The organism is Flavobacterium fluviale, from assembly GCF_003312915.1.
In the GTDB taxonomy this organism is placed as follows: domain Bacteria; phylum Bacteroidota; class Bacteroidia; order Flavobacteriales; family Flavobacteriaceae; genus Flavobacterium; species Flavobacterium fluviale.
Genome location: NZ_CP030261.1, coordinates 341,893 through 363,002, shown reverse-complemented (window position 1 = coordinate 363,002; position 21,110 = coordinate 341,893). Strand labels below are relative to the sequence as shown.

At 30.3% G+C, this 21,110-nt stretch carries 20 protein-coding genes; all 20 read left to right on the top strand.

Annotated elements, in window-relative coordinates:
- Positions 1-6 precede the first annotated feature (6 nt).
- The 20 genes from rfbB (at position 7) to HYN86_RS01660 (ending at position 21,100) form a co-directional block, all read left to right on the top strand.
- The gene (gene rfbB / locus HYN86_RS01750; RefSeq protein WP_113676519.1) at positions 7-1,053 is read left to right on the top strand and encodes a dTDP-glucose 4,6-dehydratase; all 1,047 of its coding nucleotides are present in this window, start codon (positions 7-9) and stop codon (positions 1,051-1,053) included.
- 45 nt (positions 1,054-1,098) lie between these two features.
- Complete coding sequence (locus HYN86_RS01745; RefSeq protein ID WP_113676518.1) at positions 1,099-3,531, top strand: SLBB domain-containing protein; 2,433 nt, start codon at positions 1,099-1,101, stop codon at positions 3,529-3,531.
- Between the two features lie 7 nt (positions 3,532-3,538).
- Positions 3,539-4,612 carry a Wzz/FepE/Etk N-terminal domain-containing protein gene (locus tag HYN86_RS01740; protein WP_113676517.1) on the top strand — a complete coding sequence of 358 codons (1,074 nt, stop codon included), beginning with the start codon at positions 3,539-3,541 and terminating at the stop codon, positions 4,610-4,612.
- Positions 4,613-4,668: 56 nt separating this feature from the next.
- Positions 4,669-5,676 (top strand): UDP-N-acetylglucosamine 4,6-dehydratase (inverting), encoded by a 1,008-nt coding sequence (pseB, locus tag HYN86_RS01735; RefSeq protein WP_113676516.1) that lies wholly within the window; start codon positions 4,669-4,671, stop codon positions 5,674-5,676.
- 1 nt (position 5,677) lies between these two features.
- A complete protein-coding gene (pseC, locus tag HYN86_RS01730) occupies positions 5,678-6,868 on the top strand; it encodes a UDP-4-amino-4,6-dideoxy-N-acetyl-beta-L-altrosamine transaminase (RefSeq protein ID WP_113676515.1) in 1,191 nt (396 codons plus the stop codon).
- The gene (locus tag HYN86_RS01725) at positions 6,865-7,395 is read left to right on the top strand and encodes a GNAT family N-acetyltransferase (protein WP_113676514.1); all 531 of its coding nucleotides are present in this window, start codon (positions 6,865-6,867) and stop codon (positions 7,393-7,395) included. The genes pseC and HYN86_RS01725 overlap by 4 nt, the downstream gene beginning before the upstream one ends.
- Positions 7,388-8,263, top strand: coding sequence for an aldo/keto reductase (locus HYN86_RS01720; protein ID WP_113676513.1), 876 nt, complete (start codon positions 7,388-7,390; stop codon positions 8,261-8,263). The genes HYN86_RS01725 and HYN86_RS01720 overlap by 8 nt, the downstream gene beginning before the upstream one ends.
- Positions 8,248-9,009 (top strand): cytidylyltransferase domain-containing protein, encoded by a 762-nt coding sequence (locus tag HYN86_RS21035; protein ID WP_205334624.1) that lies wholly within the window; start codon positions 8,248-8,250, stop codon positions 9,007-9,009. Before HYN86_RS01720 ends, HYN86_RS21035 begins: the two co-directional genes overlap by 16 nt.
- Positions 9,009-10,316, top strand: a complete 1,308-nt coding sequence (locus HYN86_RS21030) for an aminotransferase class III-fold pyridoxal phosphate-dependent enzyme (protein ID WP_205334623.1) — start codon at positions 9,009-9,011, stop codon at positions 10,314-10,316. The genes HYN86_RS21035 and HYN86_RS21030 overlap by 1 nt, the downstream gene beginning before the upstream one ends.
- 20 nt (positions 10,317-10,336) lie before the next feature.
- Positions 10,337-11,524, top strand: a complete 1,188-nt coding sequence (locus HYN86_RS01710) for an N-acetyl sugar amidotransferase (RefSeq protein ID WP_113676512.1) — start codon at positions 10,337-10,339, stop codon at positions 11,522-11,524.
- Positions 11,524-12,144 carry an imidazole glycerol phosphate synthase subunit HisH gene (gene hisH, locus HYN86_RS01705; protein WP_113676511.1) on the top strand — a complete coding sequence of 207 codons (621 nt, stop codon included), beginning with the start codon at positions 11,524-11,526 and terminating at the stop codon, positions 12,142-12,144. Before HYN86_RS01710 ends, hisH begins: the two co-directional genes overlap by 1 nt.
- Position 12,145: 1 nt before the next feature.
- The gene (hisF, locus tag HYN86_RS01700; protein WP_113676510.1) at positions 12,146-12,928 is read left to right on the top strand and encodes an imidazole glycerol phosphate synthase subunit HisF; all 783 of its coding nucleotides are present in this window, start codon (positions 12,146-12,148) and stop codon (positions 12,926-12,928) included.
- A 4-nt stretch (positions 12,929-12,932) separates the two neighbouring features.
- A complete protein-coding gene (locus HYN86_RS01695; protein ID WP_113676509.1) occupies positions 12,933-13,487 on the top strand; it encodes a GNAT family N-acetyltransferase in 555 nt (184 codons plus the stop codon).
- Entirely contained in the window at positions 13,481-13,951 is a 471-nt protein-coding gene (locus HYN86_RS01690; protein ID WP_113676508.1) for a GNAT family N-acetyltransferase, read from the top strand. Before HYN86_RS01695 ends, HYN86_RS01690 begins: the two co-directional genes overlap by 7 nt.
- Complete coding sequence (gene pseI, locus HYN86_RS01685; RefSeq protein ID WP_113676507.1) at positions 13,948-14,982, top strand: pseudaminic acid synthase; 1,035 nt, start codon at positions 13,948-13,950, stop codon at positions 14,980-14,982. Before HYN86_RS01690 ends, pseI begins: the two co-directional genes overlap by 4 nt.
- 461 nt (positions 14,983-15,443) lie before the next feature.
- Complete coding sequence (locus tag HYN86_RS01680) at positions 15,444-16,730, top strand: hypothetical protein (RefSeq protein ID WP_113676506.1); 1,287 nt, start codon at positions 15,444-15,446, stop codon at positions 16,728-16,730.
- A gap of 6 nt (positions 16,731-16,736) precedes the next feature.
- A complete protein-coding gene (locus HYN86_RS01675) occupies positions 16,737-18,167 on the top strand; it encodes a lipopolysaccharide biosynthesis protein (protein ID WP_113676505.1) in 1,431 nt (476 codons plus the stop codon).
- Positions 18,168-18,206: 39 nt separating this feature from the next.
- Positions 18,207-19,046, top strand: a complete 840-nt coding sequence (locus HYN86_RS01670) for a DUF5672 family protein (RefSeq protein ID WP_113676504.1) — start codon at positions 18,207-18,209, stop codon at positions 19,044-19,046.
- Positions 19,047-19,092: 46 nt separating this feature from the next.
- The gene (locus HYN86_RS01665) at positions 19,093-20,313 is read left to right on the top strand and encodes a hypothetical protein (RefSeq protein ID WP_113676503.1); all 1,221 of its coding nucleotides are present in this window, start codon (positions 19,093-19,095) and stop codon (positions 20,311-20,313) included.
- Positions 20,314-20,338: 25 nt separating this feature from the next.
- Positions 20,339-21,100 carry a glycosyltransferase family 2 protein gene (locus HYN86_RS01660; protein WP_113676502.1) on the top strand — a complete coding sequence of 254 codons (762 nt, stop codon included), beginning with the start codon at positions 20,339-20,341 and terminating at the stop codon, positions 21,098-21,100.
- Positions 21,101-21,110 lie beyond the last annotated feature (10 nt).

The following is a 21,110-nucleotide window of genomic DNA, read 5'->3' as shown; positions in this document are numbered from 1 at the left end:
ATTAAAATGAAAAAAATTCTTATAACTGGCGGTGCTGGTTTTATTGGTTCTCATGTCGTGAGACATTTTGTTAATAAATATCCAGATTATCAAATCTTTAATTTGGATGCCTTAACTTATGCTGGGAACCTAGAGAATATAAAAGATATTGAGAGTAAATCCAATTACACTTTTGTGAAAGGTGATATAGTCGATGAAGTCTTCATCAATGAGCTTTTTGTAACACATAATTTTGATGGAGTTTTGCACTTAGCTGCAGAATCTCATGTAGATCGTTCTATTGAAGATCCATTAGCATTTGTAAAAACAAATGTTATTGGAACAATGAACTTACTGAACGCTGCAAAAAATCAGTGGAAAGCAAATTTTGGTGGGAAGAGATTTTATCACATCAGCACGGATGAAGTTTACGGCTCTCTAGGTGCCGAAGGGTTGTTTACAGAAACAACTCCTTATGACCCAAATTCACCATATTCAGCATCGAAAGCAAGTTCAGATCATTTTGTAAGAGCTTATGGCGAAACTTATGGTCTTCCATATGTTTTAACTAACTGCTCTAATAACTATGGTTCCTACCATTTTCCTGAAAAATTAATTCCTCTTTTTATAAATAATATTATTAATAATAAACCTTTACCAGTTTACGGTGACGGAAATTACACTCGTGATTGGTTGTTTGTAGAAGATCATGCAATTGCTATAGATTTAGTTTTTCACCAAGGGAAAAATCACGAAACTTATAATATTGGGGGATTTAACGAATGGAAAAACATTGATTTGGTTAGATTATTATGTAAGATTATGGATCAAAAATTAGAAAGAGAACCCGGAACATCCCAAAATTTGATTACTTACGTTAAAGACAGACCTGGTCACGATTTAAGATATGCTATCGATGCTTCAAAAATAAATAAAGAGCTAGGATGGAAGCCATCTGTAACTTTTGAACAAGGTTTGGAAAAAACTATAAATTGGTATCTTAATAATGGAGAGTGGCTGCAGAATGTAACATCTGGCTCTTATAAGGAATACTATGAAAAACAATATTCATAAAAAGACAATTTTAATTAAAACTTAGTTCTTTTAAGATTAATAAATATGAAAAAAATAATATACGTTCTTATTCTGGTTTTTAGTTTATTGTTCTCTTTTAATGGATATGCACAAGATATTCTTAAATCGAAAGATTTAAGTACAATAAAAGTTGACTATTTATCGGATGATGACTTGGCTAAAATAAGTGCGCAGCTGAAAAGTAATAATGCTACTATTGATCAAGTAGAATCTATGGCACTTTCTAAAGGAATGAGTCAAACAGAATTTAATAAGCTGAGAATTAAACTTAGTGAATTTGAGAAGAAAAATTCTAAAGGGAACGCAAAGGATAAAGATAATAAATCCAAAATAGGAACCAAGGATTCAGGAAGAAAGCAGGAAGAAATTAAAAATGAAAAAGTTAAAGATTCAGCTAATGCCTTAATTTTTGGCTCAGAATTGTTTGATAATCCTACGCTAAATTTTGAACCAGATTTGAAATTAGCAACACCAATGAACTATGTTTTAGGGCCTGGAGATGAATTGCAAGTGAGTGTATATGGAGTTCAGGAATATAATGCAAGCATACCTGTTAGTGTTGAAGGTAAAATTACAATTGATTATGTCGGACAAATTTCTGTGTCAGGGATGTCAATTGAAGCGGCTACTCAAAAAATTAAGGCAGCTATAGCAAGAGTATATAGTACAGTTTCGTCTGGACAATCTCAAGTAAGTGTAAGTTTAGGACGTATTCGTACTATTAAAGTTACCGTTGTTGGAGGTAAACAGCCAGGTAACTACTCTATCTCTTCTTTAGCAACAGTTTATAATGCATTGCATTTGGCTGGAGGACCTGGGAAAAATGGAAGTTACAGAAACATTGAATTAATTAGGTATAACAAAGTTTATAGAAATATTGATATCTACCGCTTTTTAGTAAAGGGAGATCAATCTGACAATGTTAGTTTAAAAGATAATGATGTAATTAGAATTCCTGCTTACAGTCAAAGAGTTACAGTTGAAGGGGAAGTTAAGCGTCCAGGGATTTTTGAAATGAAAAAAGGAGAAAAATTCTCTGATCTATTGAATTTTGCATCCGGATTTAACGAATTTGCATACACTGCATCTGTAAATGTCTTGCAAAAAACGGGTAAAGAATTTAAGGTTCATGATATAAACGAGAGTGAATATATTACTTATCAACCACAATCCGGAGATGTATTTCGAGTTACTAAAATTCTAAACCGTTTTGAAAATCGTATCAAAATTGAAGGTGCAGTTTTTAGGCCAGATTATTATTCGTACACTGAAGGAATGAGAATTTCTGATCTTATTACAAGAGCAGAAGGCTTGAAAGAGGATGCTTATACCAAAAGAGCAAGAATTATTCGTTTAAAAACAGATTTAACAACAGAAATTGTAAATGTAGATTTAAGTGCAGCGCTTTCTGGGGATTTAAGTGCCGACCTTGAATTGAAAAGAGAAGATATTGTAACGGTTTACTCAATATTAGATTTTAGAGAAGAATATAAAGTAACCATAGATGGAGAAGTAAAAAATCCAGGAGAATATGAATACTTTGATAATTTAACACTTAACGACTTAGTAGTTCAGGTAGGAGGTTTAACTGGTTCAGCTTCTAAAAGAGTTGAAATTGCCAGAATGGTAAAATCTGATGAAATTGATGACGCAGATCCTAAACGCATTGAATTGGTTGAACTGGAAATTACAGCAGATAATAATGAGCAAATAAAAAACTTTGTTTTAAAACCATTCGATGTTATTAATATAAGAAGAATGGCGGTTTATGAAAAACCTGAAATGGTGTCTATTACTGGCGCAGTAAGTTACCCAGGTAAGTACGTTTTAGCGAATAAGAAAGAAACAGTTTATAATGTGGTAATGAGAGCTGGTGGACTAACTTCTATTGCTAATCTAGATGGTATGAAAATCAAACGACCAATTAAAAAAGAACAAATTGAACAATTAGAACGAGTTGATCTAAATTTATCAAAAAGTGATACAATCAAAGAAAAATTAAGCAAAAAATTAAGTGAAGATTTAAAATACGTAACAATTCCTGTGAATTGGGAAAAAATTGTAAAGGATAAAAATCATTATTCGAATGTTACATTATTTCCTGGAGATGAGATAGATGTAGCGGTATATAATGAAGGTGTAAAAGTGACAGGAAATGTATTGTTGACTTCCGAAATACCATATAGAAGTGGAAAAGGTTTTAAATATTATATCAATTCTGTTGGTGGTGTAGATAGTAAGGGATGGAAGAGAAAAGCATATATAATTTATCCAAATGGAAAAGCTGATGTAACAACTTCATTTTTATTTTTTAGATCATATCCTAAGGTTGAGCCAGATTCACAAATTGTTGTTCCAGAGAAGCCTGAGAGAAAAAAAATGAGTGCTGGAGAGTGGGCTGGTCTTGGAACTGCGTTTGCTAGTTTGGCATTGTTAATCGTGACAGCATTTAAATAATATTTTAATGGATAATACACCTGTACAAAACGATGAAATATCGTTAAAGGAATTAATAATTAAATTAAAAGAATGGTATGCTTACCTTTTGTCACAATGGAAAATCATTTTCTTAGCTGGTATAATTGGAGCTTCTATAGGTTTAGCCTATTCTTTTACTAAAAAACCAGTTTACACAGCAACTTTATCTTTTGCATTAGAAGATGAGAAAACTGGTGGGGGGTTAGGAGGAGCACTCGGATTGGCAAGTTCATTTGGCTTAGATTTAGGAGGAAGTGGTGGAGGAATTTTTACTGGATCTAATTTAACTGAGTTGTTTAAATCAAGATCAATGGTTGAAAAGACGTTATTATCTCCAGTGATTGTTAATGGAAAAGAAATGTCATTAGCAGAGATGTTTATACAAAATAATAACTGGAGAAGTAAATGGAACAATAAACCTAAATTGAGCAAATTACAATTTTTGCCACAAGATAACAGAAAATATTTCACTCGAGTACATGATAGTATCTTGGGAGAAATATATTATAAATTAACTAAAGCATCTTTGTCAGTAGCTCAAAAAGACAAAAAAGTTGGAATCATATCTATTGATGTGTCATCTGATGATGAATTTTTTGCTCGTTATTTTTGCGAAGGTTTAGCAAAGGAAGTTGCTGACTTCTATGTAACCACTAAAAGCAAAAAAGCTAGAATTAATATGAGTATTCTAGAACGGCAAACAGATTCTATTCGTCAAGAGTTAAACAGTGCTATTACTGGGGTGGCAGTGGCAAATGATAATACATTTATGCTAAATCCTGCTTTAAATGTTAAAAGAGCACCCTCTGCACGACGCCAAGTTGATGTACAGGCAAATACTGCAATATTAACTGAATTAGTAAAGCAGACAGAGTTAGCTAAAGTTGCTTTACGCAAAGAAACTCCCTTAATACAAATTATTGACCGTCCTGTTTTTCCTCTTCCAAAAGAATCATTTAGTAAAGTAAAAGGAATAGTGGCTGGTGGTTTTTTGGCCGGTTTTATAATGACATTTTTTTTAATCGCAAGAAAAATAATAAAAAAACTATTAAAGAATTAATTTTATTCTAATTATTAGAAATTAACTTAAAAAATCCATTCAAAAATAAATATAAAATGAATCTCGAAAATAAGACAATTTTAATAACAGGAGGAACAGGTTCACTAGGAAAAGCACTTACTACTCATATTTTCAAAAATCACCCAAACATAAAAAAACTTATCATTTTCTCGAGGGATGAACAAAAACAATTTCAAATGTCACATGAATTTCCCGAAAGTAAATTTCCACAAATTAGATTTTTGCTGGGAGATGTTAGGGATGAACAAAGATTGGTGCGTGCATTTCATGGAGTAGATATTGTAATCCATGCAGCAGCAATGAAGCATGTGCATTTAGCAGAGTATAATCCAGATGAATGTATAAAAACAAACGTTGGAGGAGCGCAAAATGTAATTCATGCAGCTTTGCAAACTAGTGTGGGCAATGTTGTTGCCTTATCAACAGATAAAGCTTGTGCACCTATTAATTTATATGGTGCTACTAAATTAACTTCTGATAAGTTATTTGTAGCAGCGAATAATATTAAAGGAACTAATCCGATTAAGTTTTCGGTTGTAAGATATGGTAATGTAATGGGATCAAATGGGTCTGTTATACCATTTTTTATGAAGAAAAAACTAGAAGGAAAATTACCAATAACTGATACTACAATGACGCGTTTTAATATATCACTTCAAGGAGGAGTAGATATGGTTATGCATGCGATTGATAAAGCATGGGGTGGTGAAATATTTATTCCCAAAATTCCATCATATAGAATTACCGATGTAGCTGAGGCTGTTGCACCTGATTGTAATTTAGAAATTGTAGGCATTAGACCTGGAGAAAAGATACACGAGGAAATGATTACATCTTCAGATTCATATAATACTTATGATTTAGGACGATATTATACGATATTGCCATCAATTCCAAATTTTAATTTGGATAATTTTATAACTTCTTTTAATGCTGTAAAAGTGCCTGAAGGATTTACTTATAATTCAGGAACTAATACTGAATGGGAAACTGTTGAAGGTCTAAGAGATCTAATTAAAGAACATGTAGATTCAAACTTTTAAAATGAAGAATATACCATACGGTCGCCAGAATATAACTCAAAAAGATATTGAAGTTGTAATTGAAGCATTGCAATCTGATTACTTAACTCAAGGTCCTAAAATTTCAGAATTTGAAAATGCTTTCGCAAACTATGTTGGAAGTAGATATGCTGTTGCTGTTTCAAATGGAACCGCTGCATTACATTTGTGCACGCTAGCATTAGATGTGAAAGAAGGCGATAAGATAATTACAACCCCAATAACTTTCGCAGCTTCAGCAAATTGCGTTCGATATTGTGGAGGAGAAGTTGTTTTTTCAGATATTGATCCAAAAAACTATCTTTTAGATATAGAGGGTGTAAGACAATTATTAGAAAAGTCTCCAGAAGGGACTTATAAAGGGATCATTCCTGTTGATTTTGCTGGTAGAGCTGTTGATTTGCAAGCTTACAGAGAGTTGGCTGACAAATATAATTTATGGATAATTGAAGATGCTTGTCATGCTCCTGGTGGTTTTTTTACAGATTCTAATGATGTAAGTCAAAATTGTGGAAATAGTAATTATGCTGACTTAGCTATTTTTTCTTTTCATCCTGTAAAGCATATTGCATGTGGTGAGGGTGGTATGGTGACAACAAATAATGAGGAATTATATAAAAAACTTTTGGAATTGCGTACCCATGGAATAACCAAAAATGAATTAGAATATGTTAATCCGATTAGTTTTGCAAATGGAGTACAGTCTTTAGAGACTAACTATCCTAGTTGGTACATGGAAATGAAAACTTTGGGTTTTAATTATCGTTTGACGGATTTTCAAGCCGCATTAGGATTAAGTCAATTAAGCAGAGCAGATGAAGGTATTTCAAAAAGAAAAAAGATAGCAAGCATCTATAACGAAAGTTTCAAAAATAAGACATTTATAAAAGGTCATTCGGGATTTATAATTGGACATGCTTATCATCTGTATGTTATTGAAGTAGAGGATAGGTTAGGTCTCTATAATTATTTGAGAGAAAATAAAATTTTTGCACAGATACATTATATTCCATGTCATTTAATGCCGTATTACAGGGACCTTGGATGGAATGAAGGTGATATGCCAAATGCAGAAGAATATTATAAAAATTGTATAAGCTTACCAATGTATCCAACATTGAAAGATGATGAGCTAAGTTATGTTATATCTACTATAATTAGATATTACGAATGAAAGCGCAAGACATTGTAAGTGATAGACTGTTGTTGAAAAGATTATCGATTAATCATCTTTCACATCAATATGTTTCTTGGTTAAATGATCATGATGTAAATAAATATCTAGAAACGAAAGGAAATTATACACTTGAAAAATTGGAATCTTTTTTGATTGATCAAGAAGAAAAAGATATTTATTTCTGGGCAATTCATTTGAAAGAAAATTATGAACACATTGGTAATATTAAAATCGATCCAATAAATATTGAAAATAATTCTGGAGAATATGGAATTTTAATGGGAAATAAAAAGTATTGGGGTAAGGGATATGCAAAAGAAGCTTCAGAGATCGTGATAAATTACTGTTTCGAAATTTTGGGTTTAAAACAAATAACTTTAGGTGTTATCGAGAATAACTTAAGTGCTGTATCTTTATACAAAAGACTTGGTTTTAACATTAGTGAATCATTTTCTAATTATGGAATTTATGATAATAAAGAAAGTAATTTGCTTCGCATGAATTTAGAAAATAGTAATGAGTAATAAACTTATTTTAGGAACCGTTCAAATGGGATTGGATTATGGTATAAATAATCCAAGTGGTAAGATTAAATTTGATGATTGTTGTCAAATTTTAAAAACAGCTTTTGAAAAAGGAATAACAACATTAGATACAGCCGAGGCTTATGGTAATGCGCATCAAGTAATAGGAGCTTACCATCGGATAAATTCTCCGAATAAATTTAAAATTATTACTAAAATGCCGCATGATATTGTATCTAATCAAATTGATGCAAAGATTGAGAATTATTTAAAAGAACTTAATGTAGAAAGATTAGAAGTTTTAATGTTTCATTCCTTTGAAGCTTATAAGAATAACAGAGAATCGATAGATGTTTTAATGAATTTGAAGAGTAAAAACAAAATAAAACATCTAGGAGTTTCTGTTTATACAAATGAGGAAATTGGAGAGGTTTTACATGATAATTCTATAGATGTTGTTCAGCTTCCGTTTAATTTATTAGATAATGAGATTATCAGAGGAGAGCTAATACTTCAATTGAAAGCCAAAGGGAAAATTGTTCATTCTCGTTCTGCATTTTTACAAGGTTTGTTTTTTAAAGAAATTTCAAACGATAATCCAGTTTCTCAGGCCTTGGCTAATGAATTAACAGTTTTAAAAAATATTGCTTTAGAAGAAAATACAACAATGCTAAATTTAGCATTAAGTTATTGCTTAAAACAAGGAAATATCGATAATGTGTTAATAGGTGTAGATTCTGTAGCGCACTTGGAAGAAAATTTAAATGCTGTAAGCTATACTATACCAGTAAGTGCAAATAACAAAATTAAAAGTATAAAAGTTCAAAACAAGCAATTATTAAATCCATCATTATGGAATCAAATATAATAGTAGTAACTCAAGCTCGTTTCAACAGCACTAGACTTCCTGGCAAAGTTTTAAAAGAAGTAAAAGGAAAAACGCTTTTGCAGATTCATTTAGAGAGAATTCATCAATGTAAAAAAGTTTCTGATATTATTGTCGCTACGACATTAAACGATAGCGATTCAATTATATACGATAAAGTACAAGAATGGGGATTTATTGCGACTAGAGGTTCTGAAGATGATGTTTTGGATCGTTTTTATCAATCAGTGAAAGATAAATCTCCAGAATGGATAGTAAGAGTTACTTCGGATTGCCCATTAATTGATCCAAATTTAATAGATGAAGTAATTAATTTTGCTCAGGTAAAGAAAGTAGATTATTGTTCGAATGTACTTATAGAAAATTATCCTGATGGACAAGATATTGAAGTTTTTAAATTTTCGGCTTTAGAAAAAGCATGGAGAAATGCAAAATTATTGTCTGAAAGGGAACATGTTACTCTATATATTAGAAATAACTCTGACTTTAAAAACGGAAATGAGTTTACAGCTTCAAATTTTCCCTGTGAGTGGGACTTTTCAAAAATCAGAATGACAGTCGATGAAAATAATGATTTTGAATTAATTAAAATTTTAATTGAAAATTTAGGTACTAATAAAACGTGGTTAGAATATACAAATTATATTATTGATAATGATTTAATATTAATAAATAATCAAATTACTCGAAATGAAGGCCTTATAAAGTCTTTAAAAAATGATAAATAATGGGAAAAGGACAAGAACTATATAAAAAAGCTAAGACTTTGATTCCGGGTGGTACCATGCTACTATCGAAAAGGCCTGAAATGTTTTTACCGGATTTGTGGCCAGCTTATTTTTCTAAAGCAAAAGGTTGTCGAATTTGGGACTTGGATGGAAAAGAATTAACTGACATGTCTATAATGGGAATTGGAACAAATACATTAGGATATGGTAATGATGAAGTGGATTCTGCTGTACTCGAAATTGTTAAAAATGGAAATATGAGTACATTGAGCTGTCCAGAAGAAGTTTATTTAGCAGAAAAGTTGATTGAGTTAAACCCGTGGGCAGATATGGTTCGTTTTGCTCGTAGTGGTGGTGAAGCTAATTCAATTGCAATTAGAATAGCGCGAGCAGCATCAGGAAAAGATAAAGTTGCAATTTGTGGCTATCACGGATGGCATGATTGGTATTTATCAGCTAATCACAATGGAGGGGATGATCTGTCAGGACATCTTCTAGCTGGTTTAAGCCCTAAGGGAGTTCCAAAGAATTTGAAAGATACAGTTTATCCCTTCAATTATAATAATTACGATGAGTTGTTGTCCATTGTTGAAAATAATGAAATTGGAGTTATCAAAATGGAGGTAATTAGGAATTTTGGCCCTGAAAATAATTTCCTGCAAAAAGTTAGAGATTTAGCAACAGCGCGAAATATCGTATTGGTGTTTGATGAGTGCACTTCTGGTTTTCGAGAAACATTTGGGGGTATTTATAAGAAATATGATGTAGAGCCAGATATTGCAATGTATGGTAAAACAATTGGGAATGGTTATGCATTAACTGCCGTTGTTGGAAGGCGTGAGGTGATGGAAGCTGCTCAAACAACTTTTATAAGCAGTACTTTTTGGACCGAAAGAATTGGGCCAACTGCTGCATTGGCAACTTTAAGTGTAATGGAAAGATTAAGATCGTGGGAAATTATTACAAAAACAGGGAACAAAATGCGTGAAGGTTGGCAAAAATTAGCAGATTTACATAATTTAGAGATTCAAATATCTGGTATACCGGCGCTTAGTACTTATAGCTTTGATAGCCCAAATCAGTTATCTTATAAAACTTTAATAGCTCAGGAAATGTTAGATAAAGGATTTTTAGCAAGTACAAATTTTTATGCTTCTACGGTTCATAATGATAAAGAGTTAGAAATGTATTTTAATGCTTTAGATGAAGTATATACGTTAATAGCTAAATGTGAAAATGAAAGTTTAAAAATTGAGAGTTTATTGAAAGGCCCTGTTTGCCACGGTGGTTTTAAAAGGTTAAATTAAAATTAAAATAAAAGTATAATATGAAAAAGTGCACAAAATGTCTTTTGCCTGAAACGCATGAAAGTATTACATTTGATGAGAATGGTGTTTGTAGTATATGTAGACAAGTAGAATATAAAAAAGATAAAATAAATTGGGAAGCTAAAAAAGAAGAGCTTAAAGAACTTATAGAAAGTTATAGAGGGAAATATGATTATGATTGTATTGTACCCTTTAGTGGAGGTAAAGATAGTGTTTGGACTCTTTACTATCTGATGAAAGAATTTAAAATTAAACCTTTAGTTGTAAGATTTGATCATGGTTTTTTAAGGCCAAATCTAAATGAAAATACAATTAAAGTATTAAGAAATTTAGGTGCTGATTTTCATACTTTTACTCCAAATTGGAAAGTAGTGCAAAAATTAATGCTTCAGAGTTTCCTAGAGAAAGGAGATTTTTGTTGGCATTGTCATACAGGTATTTTTTCATACCCAATGCATGTTGCTTTAAGATACAACGTCCCGCTGATACTTTGGGGAGAGCCATCTTCAGAATATACTTCTTATTATAGTTATGAAGAAGAGGAAGAGGTTGATGAAAAAAGATTTAATAGATATGTTAATCTTGGAATAAATGCTGTTGATATGGCTGTTAGATTAGGAGGTGCATTAGATGAAAGAGACTTTAAACCTTATTCTTACCCACCTTTGAAAGATCTTCGAAAACTTCAATATAGATCAGTTTGTTTAGGATCATATATACCTTGGGATGTAAAGACACAATCAAAAATTATTCAAGAAGAACTTGGTTGGCAAGGAGATCTTGTTGAAAATGTTCCTGAACAATATAACTATGAAAAGATAGAATGTTATATGCAAGGTGTCAGAGATTACATTAAGTATATAAAAAGAGGATATACACGTCCAACACATTTAGCTTCTATTGATATTCGAAATGATAGAATGTCTAGAGAAGAAGGGGAATTAATGATAGGTAGATTTGAAGGAAAGGAACCACCAAGTCTAGAAATATTTTTAGAACTAGTTGGTTTAACTAAAGAAGAATTTTATAAAATATGTGAAAGTCATACAGTGTCACCTTGGAAATTTAGTGCGATTGAGAAAGAAGTCGGAGGTAAGTTGCCAGATTTTGATTCTTGGTCAAGAGCAGGGAAAATGAAAAGGGAAGATGCAGACATTCAGATAGATAACTGGAAGAAAACACAGTAATGGTTGGTATTATTGATTATGGAATGGGTAACCTTTTATCTGTTTACAATGCATTTGATTACTTAGGCGAAGATGTTAAAATTTGCCCACACCCAGAGAATCTTAAAGATGTGGATCATATTGTGATTCCAGGGGTTGGCGCATTTAAAGATTGCATCGATTTATTAACCGAAAGTGGTTTCAATGAAGAATTGCGAACTCAGGTTATCAAAAATGGCAAGCCAACTTTAGGAATATGTTTAGGTATGCAAGTAATGGCTAGAAAAGGTTACGAATTTGGAGAGCATTTGGGACTTGGTTGGTTTGATTCAGAAGTTATAAAAATTGATATTAAGGATACCGAATTAAAATTGCCAAATATTGGATGGAATGAAATCGAGCAGAAAATAGACCATCCTCTTTTTAAGGGAATTACCAATATGTCAGATTTTTACCTTGTTCACTCATTTTATATGAATTGTGTTGAAAAAAAGGATATTGTAGCTACATATCAATATGGTGATAATCAAATAACAGCAGCCGTTTTGAAAGATAACGTTTTTGCAACTCAGTTCCATCCTGAAAAAAGTCAAGATAATGGATTGAAACTCCTTAATAATTTTATTAAATGGAAACCATAGTATGTCAAAATTAAGACTTATACCTAAACTTCAGCTGAAGCCGGCTTCTTATAATCCAAATAAGCTTGTACTTGTTGTTACAAGACAATTTGGAAATGTTACAGAAATTGGAGATCCTGTTTCTCAGGCTAAAATTTTTCAGGATCAAGCTTCTGATGAGTTGATTTTTGTAAACATAGATGAAAAAAATAGTTCAGAAATTAAATCACTGGCAGATGTAATAAATAAAGTTTCGCAGGAAATTTTTATGCCTTTAACTGTTGGTGGCGGGGTTAACAAAATTGAAGATTTTAGGCTCTTATTGAGTAATGGAGCAGATAAAATTTCAATTAATTCGGCAGCAGTATTAAATCAAGGTCTAATAACAAGAGCTGCAGATAAGTTTGGCGCTCAATGTGTTGTCGTGAGTATTGATTATAAAAAAGATGCAAACGGAAACTATTTTGTTTATATCAATGGTGGAAAAGAAAAAACTCCCTTTCATCCTGTAGAATGGGCAATCAAAGCACAAGAATTTGGGGCGGGAGAACTATTATTGACTTCAATAGATAATGATGGTATGAAAAATGGACTTGATCTTCAAATTACAAAGGAAATCTGTGACAATGTAACTTTGCCTGTTATTACAGCTGGAGGATGTGGTCTTGCTAAAGATTTTTCTGACGGTTTTCTTATTGGGAAAGCGAATGCCGTTTCGGCGGGTACTTTTTTTGCCCATAGGGACCAGAATTTTATGCAAACACGCTCTCATATCTTAAATTCAGGTGTAAATATTAGAAAGTAAACTCATGATTTATAAATGTTTACGTAAGCAAATTTTTTCTCAAGATTCTTACACTATCGTTCCGATTCGAATGGAAGATAGATTTGAAATTATGAAATGGCGTAATGAACAAATTTTTCACCTTCGACAGGATAGGCTATTGACAGAAAAAGATCAAAACGTATATTATGATAAAGTTGTGCGAAGCTTGTTTGATAACGAAAAACCGAATCAAATTCTTTTTTCATATTTAGAAAATGGTAAATGTATTGGTTACGGGGGATTAGTACATATTAACTGGATAGATAAAAATGCTGAGATTTCGTTCATTATGGAAACGTCTTTAGAAAAACAGTATTTCAGCAAGCATTGGACAACCTATCTCGCATTAATACAAAAGTTGGCTTTTGATGAATTAAATTTTCATAAAGTTTTTCTTTATGCTTTTGATTTGAGGCCCCACCTTTATCCGGTTGTCGAGAATGCTGGTTTTTTAAAAGAAGCAGTACTTAAAGAGCATTGTTTGTTTGAAGGCGAATATAAAGATGTTGTTATTCATTCAAAATTTAATAAATGTTAGAATTTAGAAAAGCTATTTTAGATGATTCCGCGGTTTATTTTGAATGGACAAATGATGAAGTAGTTAGGAATCAATCTTTCAATTCAGAAGTTATTTCTTGGGAAGAACATTGTAATTGGTTTTTAGATAGAGTTAATAATCCATCATGTTTGATGTTAATTTTCAACGATGTTAGTTCTAATGTTGGACAAGTAAGGATTCAAGAAGAGAGTGATAAAAATGTAATTATAGGTATTTCTGTTGGAAAAGAGCATAGAGGTAAGGGTTATGCAAAATTAATGTTAGAATTAGCTTCTGATTATTTTTTAAGCGAAAATCCGGAATTTTGTATTCATGCTTATATTAAAAGCCAAAATTTGCATTCAAAGTTTGCTTTTGAAAAAGCAGGATTCGATTTTGTTGAAATGACAACTTATAAAGATCATGTTAGCTATCATTATATAAAAATAAAAAATAAAAAATGAAAATTGGTAATTATCAAATAGATAAAGAAAGTAAAGTTTTTATTATTGCAGAATTGTCCGCAAATCATAACGGAAGTATCGAAACTGCTAAGGAGACTATTAGAGCTGCAAAAAGAGCAGGAGCTGACTGCATAAAACTCCAAACATATACAGCGAAAACAATTACTATTGATTGCGATAAGGAAGATTTTTTAATTAAAGGAACAATCTGGGAGGGGAAAAATTTATATAAATTGTATCAAGAAGCTTATACACCATGGGAATGGCATGAGGAATTATTTAATGTCGCAGCTGAAGAAGGCTTACTTTGCTTTTCTTCACCATTTGACAAAACAGCAGTAGATTTTCTTGAAAAGTTAAGGGTTCCCGCATATAAAATCGCTTCTTTTGAAATTACGGACATACCATTAATAGAATATGTTGCTTCAAAAGGAAAACCTATTATATTGTCGACTGGCATTGCTGAACAAGAAGATATAGAGTTAGCATTACAAGCTTGTAAAAAAATGGGTAATGACAATATAGCTTTACTTAAATGTACTTCAAGCTATCCAGCTCCAATTGATGAAGCAAATATGTGCATGGTTAAGGATTTAGCCGAAAGATATAACGTAATAAGTGGTTTGTCGGATCATACTATGGGCGCAACAGTTCCTATAGTAGCAACTTGTTTTGGTGCTAAAATAATTGAAAAACATTTTATTTTAGACCGATCAGTTGGGGGGCCGGATGCTTCATTTTCAATGAATGAAGAAGAATTTACAGCTATGGTTAAGGCCGTACGTGAAGCTGAAAGCGCCATTGGAAAAGTTGACTACAGCTTGACTGAGAAACAAGCTAAAGGGAAAGATTTTTCTCGATCGCTTTATGTTGTAAAAGATGTTGTAGCTGGGGATTTAATTACCGAAGAAAATGTAAAATCAATTAGGCCAGGTTTTGGATTACATCCAAAATATTTAAATGATTTATTGGGAATGAAATTTAAAAAAGATGTCGAACGTGGAAGTAGATTTACTAAGGACATAATTTAACTAATGAAGTCAAAATATGATCTTTTTGCTAGGGACTATTCAAGCTTCCTACCCTTACATCTAATAATATGTGCTGTATTTATGCTTTTAAATAAAAGGAGAACTATATCCGAAAGGTTTTATGCATAAAGGAATTATTAATATGGAATTTTCAAAAAACTTTTAAAGATTTAATGACAACTTGTTGACAAATACATGATGAAAATTTTAAAACAATTATTATCCTGTAAACAGCTTGGATGCTGAATAATTAATTTGTAAAAAAAATGGACCTTTAGGAGCAAAAATTAAAGTTATTCACTGCAAGTATGAAAGTAGAAAATTTCGACTCTAGTTCTTAAACATTAAATAAATCAAATCCTAATTGGAATTACTAGTTAGTGTTGAGTATTCAGAATAATATTGTTAGAATCTTTCACGAATAATAATATTAAATAGCAAAATTAAATTTTAGTATCATAATGCAGAAATACCTAATTAAATATTTAAAAGAAAATTCCGAAAGTGAATTGTCGAAAAAATATATTGATTTTTTGAAAGTTGAATTGGATTGGCATATATATAATTCTGAAAGGCATATAGCAAACGTTTGTCACAGGGATAGAAAGATTACTCTCAAACAAAAAATTACAGATTTATACAAATATTCTAATGCTTTATTATCCAGTAATTCTGTCAAAGAGTCTGACAAATTAAATGTTTTAACAGCAGTTAATTTTTCTAATAAGAATTCTTTTTCAGATTTCGGAATAAAACTATATTCTCCTATTTGGAGTGCTTTAGGTAAAAACAATATTAGTGGTAATTATACTTCACTGAAATTTCACTTAAAGATCCAGAATTTAATTCGAAATGAAGATTTTTATTTATACTTAAATAAAGAACTTCATAAAGAATTAGAAAGTTATCAAAGTCATTTTATAGAACAATATACTAAAAATGATTTTAGAGCTTTATTCCTTAGTACAGATGAATATTTTTACAGTAAATATTTTATTGATGTTTTTAAAAAAATGGATCGCCCCTCTTTTGTTTTTTCACATGGATTGCCAGGATTATACTCACGTGATGTTGACCATAGAGCAGATTATTTAATGGTCTGGAGTGAAAAAATAAAGAATAATTATATTAACGCTGGTTTTGACAAATCAAAGGTTAAAGTTATCGGAAGTTCAAAGTTCGCAAATTTACCAAAAAGCAAAATTTTAAGATCTTCACTCACGGATGTTTTGGTTATACCAATTTCATCTGCAAATTGGCACCAATATGGATATGATAATATCGTACTTACTGATAAAAGCATGATAGTATTATATCTATATCAAGTACAAAATGTATTAAAAAAATTAGGTATTAAGAAAGCAAAATATAGACCACATCCTTCTGTAAATAAAGAGTGGATTCATGCTTTTTTAGATCATGATTTTTACATATGTGATCAAGAAGATTTACAAACATCTCTTGATAAATCGACTCTTGTAATAGGTTCGACCTCTACGGTTTTGTTTGAAGCCTTAATGAATGGAGTAAATTATGTGGTTTTTGAGCCAAAAGATGAAAATGGCATTAATATGGCTGCATTTAAAACAGTGCCTCCTTTTGATGGTTCCGAAAAAAAAATTGTAATTGCAAATGATGAAACTGAACTAGAAAAAGTTTTGAAATTTAATGCTGTTACAGATTATAATGTAATATTTGAATATATACAGGATTTCGATGAGGATGTTTTAAAAGAATTGATTAAGTAATAATTTATGAAGGACGGCAAAAACTTAATCAAAAATACCACTATTTATGCGCTGGGTGATATTGTGCCAAGAATTTTGGGTTTTATTTCATTTCCTATACTTACTAGGTACTTAAGCCCTGCAGATTATGGTATAGTTAACTATGTAAGTACTTTGACTACTTTTCTATTGGCTTTTGGTTTTTTATGTATAAATACTTACTATTTAGTTTTTTATTACAGGTGTAAAGATAGTATAGAACAAAAGAAATTATTGGGTAATTTGTCAAGTTTTGTAATTTTATTTAATTTTTTTCTAGTTGTTCTGTCTCTATTGTTTGGGAAAAGTTTGTTTAGTTTACTTGGAAGTAAAATATCCTTTTTCCCATATATATTAATAGGAGTTCTAACTAATTTTTTTAGTATTTTTGGAGTTTTACCATCTGCATTATATAGACTACTCGAAAAACCATTACTTCTTACTCTATTAACTATTTCTAAAGGCTTATTAATATTAATTTTAACTTTGGTTTTAGTGATTTATTATGATTATTCTGCAATTGGTGTTTTGTATGCTAATTTACTTGTCAACTTTATTTACGCATTTATTTTTATTTATATTTCTCGCAATTATATCATTTGGAATTTAGATTTTAATAAAATTAAAGAGGCTCTATATTTCTCTCTTCCTCTTCTTCCGGGATCTTTAGCATATTATATTACCACCATTTCAGATCGAGTTTTAATTGATCGATTTTTGAGTTTAGCAGATCTTGGTATTTTCAGTACGGCTGTTACACTAGCGTTAATTTTAAATATATTCTCGTATGGTGCTTACAAAGCTTTTGAACCCTATCTTTTTAAAAATTGGGGAAGTCATGGTTTTTTAAAAATTTTTGAAAGTATACGTAACGCTTTCATCTACGTCTTGCTTATTGGAGTACTTTGTTTGTCAGTATTCTCTAAAGAATTTTTCCAAATAATGTCTGGAGCAAAATTTCGTGAAGCATATCTTTATGTACCACTTATAATAATTGGTGTATATAGTTCATCCATTAGTATGTTATATGGTACAGTTATTACAGCAAAAGGAAAAACTAAAATAAATTCACTTGTAAGTATAGTAGGTGCTACAATTAGTATATCGCTTAATATTACATTGCTGCCAATATTAGGTTTATTGTCAGCAGCTATAGTTTCAAGTTTAGCTTTAACAGTAGAATTATGTATTTTAATGTGGTACTCTAAATTAGAGGTAAATCATAAAAAACCTCTATTTAGCGTTATAATAGTAGGTCTTTCAACATGTTTCTTGGTTTATTTTCTTCGTATAGATCATATACTTATTTCGATTATAGTAAAATTTTTTTCTATTATAGTAGTAATAATAGCCTTGTCTAAGGTTCTTGGGATAAATCCATTTAAGATAGTAGATAAGTTAACTGAAAAAACAATTTAATTTTTTCTAAAATTAAATTGATAATTTGATTATATATACATGAATAATTTAGTTGTAGTAATTCCAATTTATAAAAATAGTTTAAATAGTGCTGATAAAGCTTCCTTATATTTTTGTGAAAAATATTTAAACAAATATGAGTTGAAAGTCATTTCTCCAGAGTCATTAAAGTATGATGAGAAGTACTTAGACATTCTGAAAAAATATGATTTAAAGTCTGTGTATTTTGAAAATAAATTTTTCAATGGTATAAAAGGATATAATAAGTTGATGTTAAATTTGTCTTTTTATGAAGCATTTTCTCATTATCAATATATGCTTGTATATCAACTTGATGCTTTAGTTTTTTCTGATGATTTATCTTATTGGATTTCAAAAGAATATGACTATGTTGGTGCGCCATGGTTGACAAATGACCAGTATAAAATCATAGATTCGATGGGAAATGGAGGTCTTTCTTTAAGAAAAATTTCCAAATTTATCAATGTATTAAAATCAAAAAAAATTCTTTTTACAGATACTAAATTTATGGAAACCAGTATGAGAGCAGGTCTAAAAAAGATGATTATTTTGAAATTATTTTACAAGCTAAAATTTTTAGAACCAATATTTAATTTTAGAGCAATTTTTTTGTTTTTTTATAAACAGAATGAAGATGTATTTTGGGCTTTTTATGCTAAGTTTTTTACTGAAAATTTTAAATTATCTACTGTAGAAGATTCTCTGAAGTTTGCTTTTGAAGACTATCCAGCAATTTGCTTAAAACGTAATAATAATGAGTTACCATTTGGCTGTCATGCATGGGAAAGGTATGATTTTGATTTTTGGATTAAAAATATTGGAGAATTATCAGTAATTATGAACCTCGATAATGAGTAATTGTTTTTTCTTAACATTTTCAATATAATATCAAATTTAAAAACTAATGTTTTTTAAAAGCTTCCAGATAATTAGACGTAATAAATCTTTGCTGTTATTATGGATAACCTTAACAAGTACTGCTCCATTTATATTCTACTCTTGGCCTGGACATCCATATAAAATTTTAACATTTTTATGTTTATTGTTAATGGTTGTTCAAATTGCAATGAAAAGTTCTCGTCAAATATTTGACTTTAAATTATTGTCTGTAATATTATTACAAATCACCTATTATATCTTTATAAGCTTTTATCATTTTGATTTTTCAAATATAAATTTATGTATTCAGTTAATTTCACTATTTATTTTAGTAACCTACATAAATGGTTTTGTTGGAATTGATAAGTTTGTTAAATCTTATATCTCTGTTATTTATTATATGGGATTAGGCGGAACAATAATTTTTTTTGCTCATTTATTTGTTGGTGTTCCTTCTTTATTTGAAGTACAATATTCAGCATCAGGTAAGTCTTATTTTTTGTGGCTAACAACATCAAATCTCTATTTGAATGAATTTGATATCCGAATTGTTCGTTATTCAGGTTTTTTTGATGAGCCTGGAACTTTTGCTTTATTTTCATTTTTTGCAATCATTCTTAATAAGATTTATTTTCAGCAAAAAAAGATGGAGCTAAGACTTATAATACTTACGATTTTTACTCTTTCAATAGCTTTCTATATTTCTATTTTGGTTTATTTCATATTTTTCTATTTAACACGATCGAACCTAAAAAGTGTATTAGTAATATTATTTTTGTTGGGAGTGTCTTCATATTACATTATTGAAAATAAAGATGATGGGTCTGTTAGTAAATTATATGATTTTACCTTTAAGAGATTTGAAATAGATGATAGTGGACTTGCTGAGAATAATCGAGCGCCACTAATTGAGAACGACAAGAAGATTTTCTCTGAATATCCTTTGTTAGGTTCTGGTACGGTTAAAGAGAATATTTCTGGCGCGAACTTATTTTCTGTACTAGCCCAATATGGCGTTTTTGGTGCGTTATTTTATTATGCATTCTTAGTCTATTTTATGTTTCAAATTATCTTGCTCAATAATGGCAAAAAGTTTTTTTATTTAAAATTTTTATTTTTGATACTTTTAAATTTTTATACTAGACCTGAAATGTCTTCTGTTTTTACTTTGTTGACCTTTATTTGCATCATTTACTATGTAAGGAATGAAAGTATCAATTATAATTTTAATTACCGTTTAACTTAAATGTTAGTTTTATAATAAAAACTCTATGAAAATACCCAAAATTACTATTATTACCGCTTCATATAATTCAGAGAAAACAATTAAAGAAACTATTGAGTCTGTACTTAAACAAACTTACTTAAATATTGAATATCTTATTATTGATGGGGGGTCATCTGACAATACCATTTCTATAGTAAAAAAATACGAAAAGGTGTTTGAGGGTAGATTAAAATTTTTATCTGAAAAGGATCAAGGCATATATGATGCTTGGAATAAAGGGCTAGAAATGGCTTCTGGAGATTGGATTTCTTTTTTAGGCTCTGATGACGAATATTTGCCGAATGCAATATTAAATTATGTTAATTATATTAATGAGAGAAAAGGTGATAATTTAGAATTTGTTTCATCAAAAGTCGAATTAATTAATTCTGATAAAAAAACTTTACGAATTATTGGTCAACCTTGGAATTGGAATAAATTTAAAATTTATATGAATACATCTCATGTGGGGACTCTTCATTCAGTTAAATTATTTACTAAATATGGAAAATTTAACACTGAATTTAAAATAGTAGGTGATTATGAGCTTCTTTTAAGGGCAAATAAAAATTTAAGAACTGGATACATTGATAATGTAACGGCGAAAATGACAGTTGGAGGGGTAAGTAATCAAAGTAGAATTGTATTTCAAGAAACATTTAAAGCAAAGGTGAGAAATGGTTCAAGAACGATTATAGAAGCAAAGTGGGATATGTATATGGCTGAATTAAAATATTATACACGTAGAGTTTTAGGATTAGTTTAGGATTGATAAT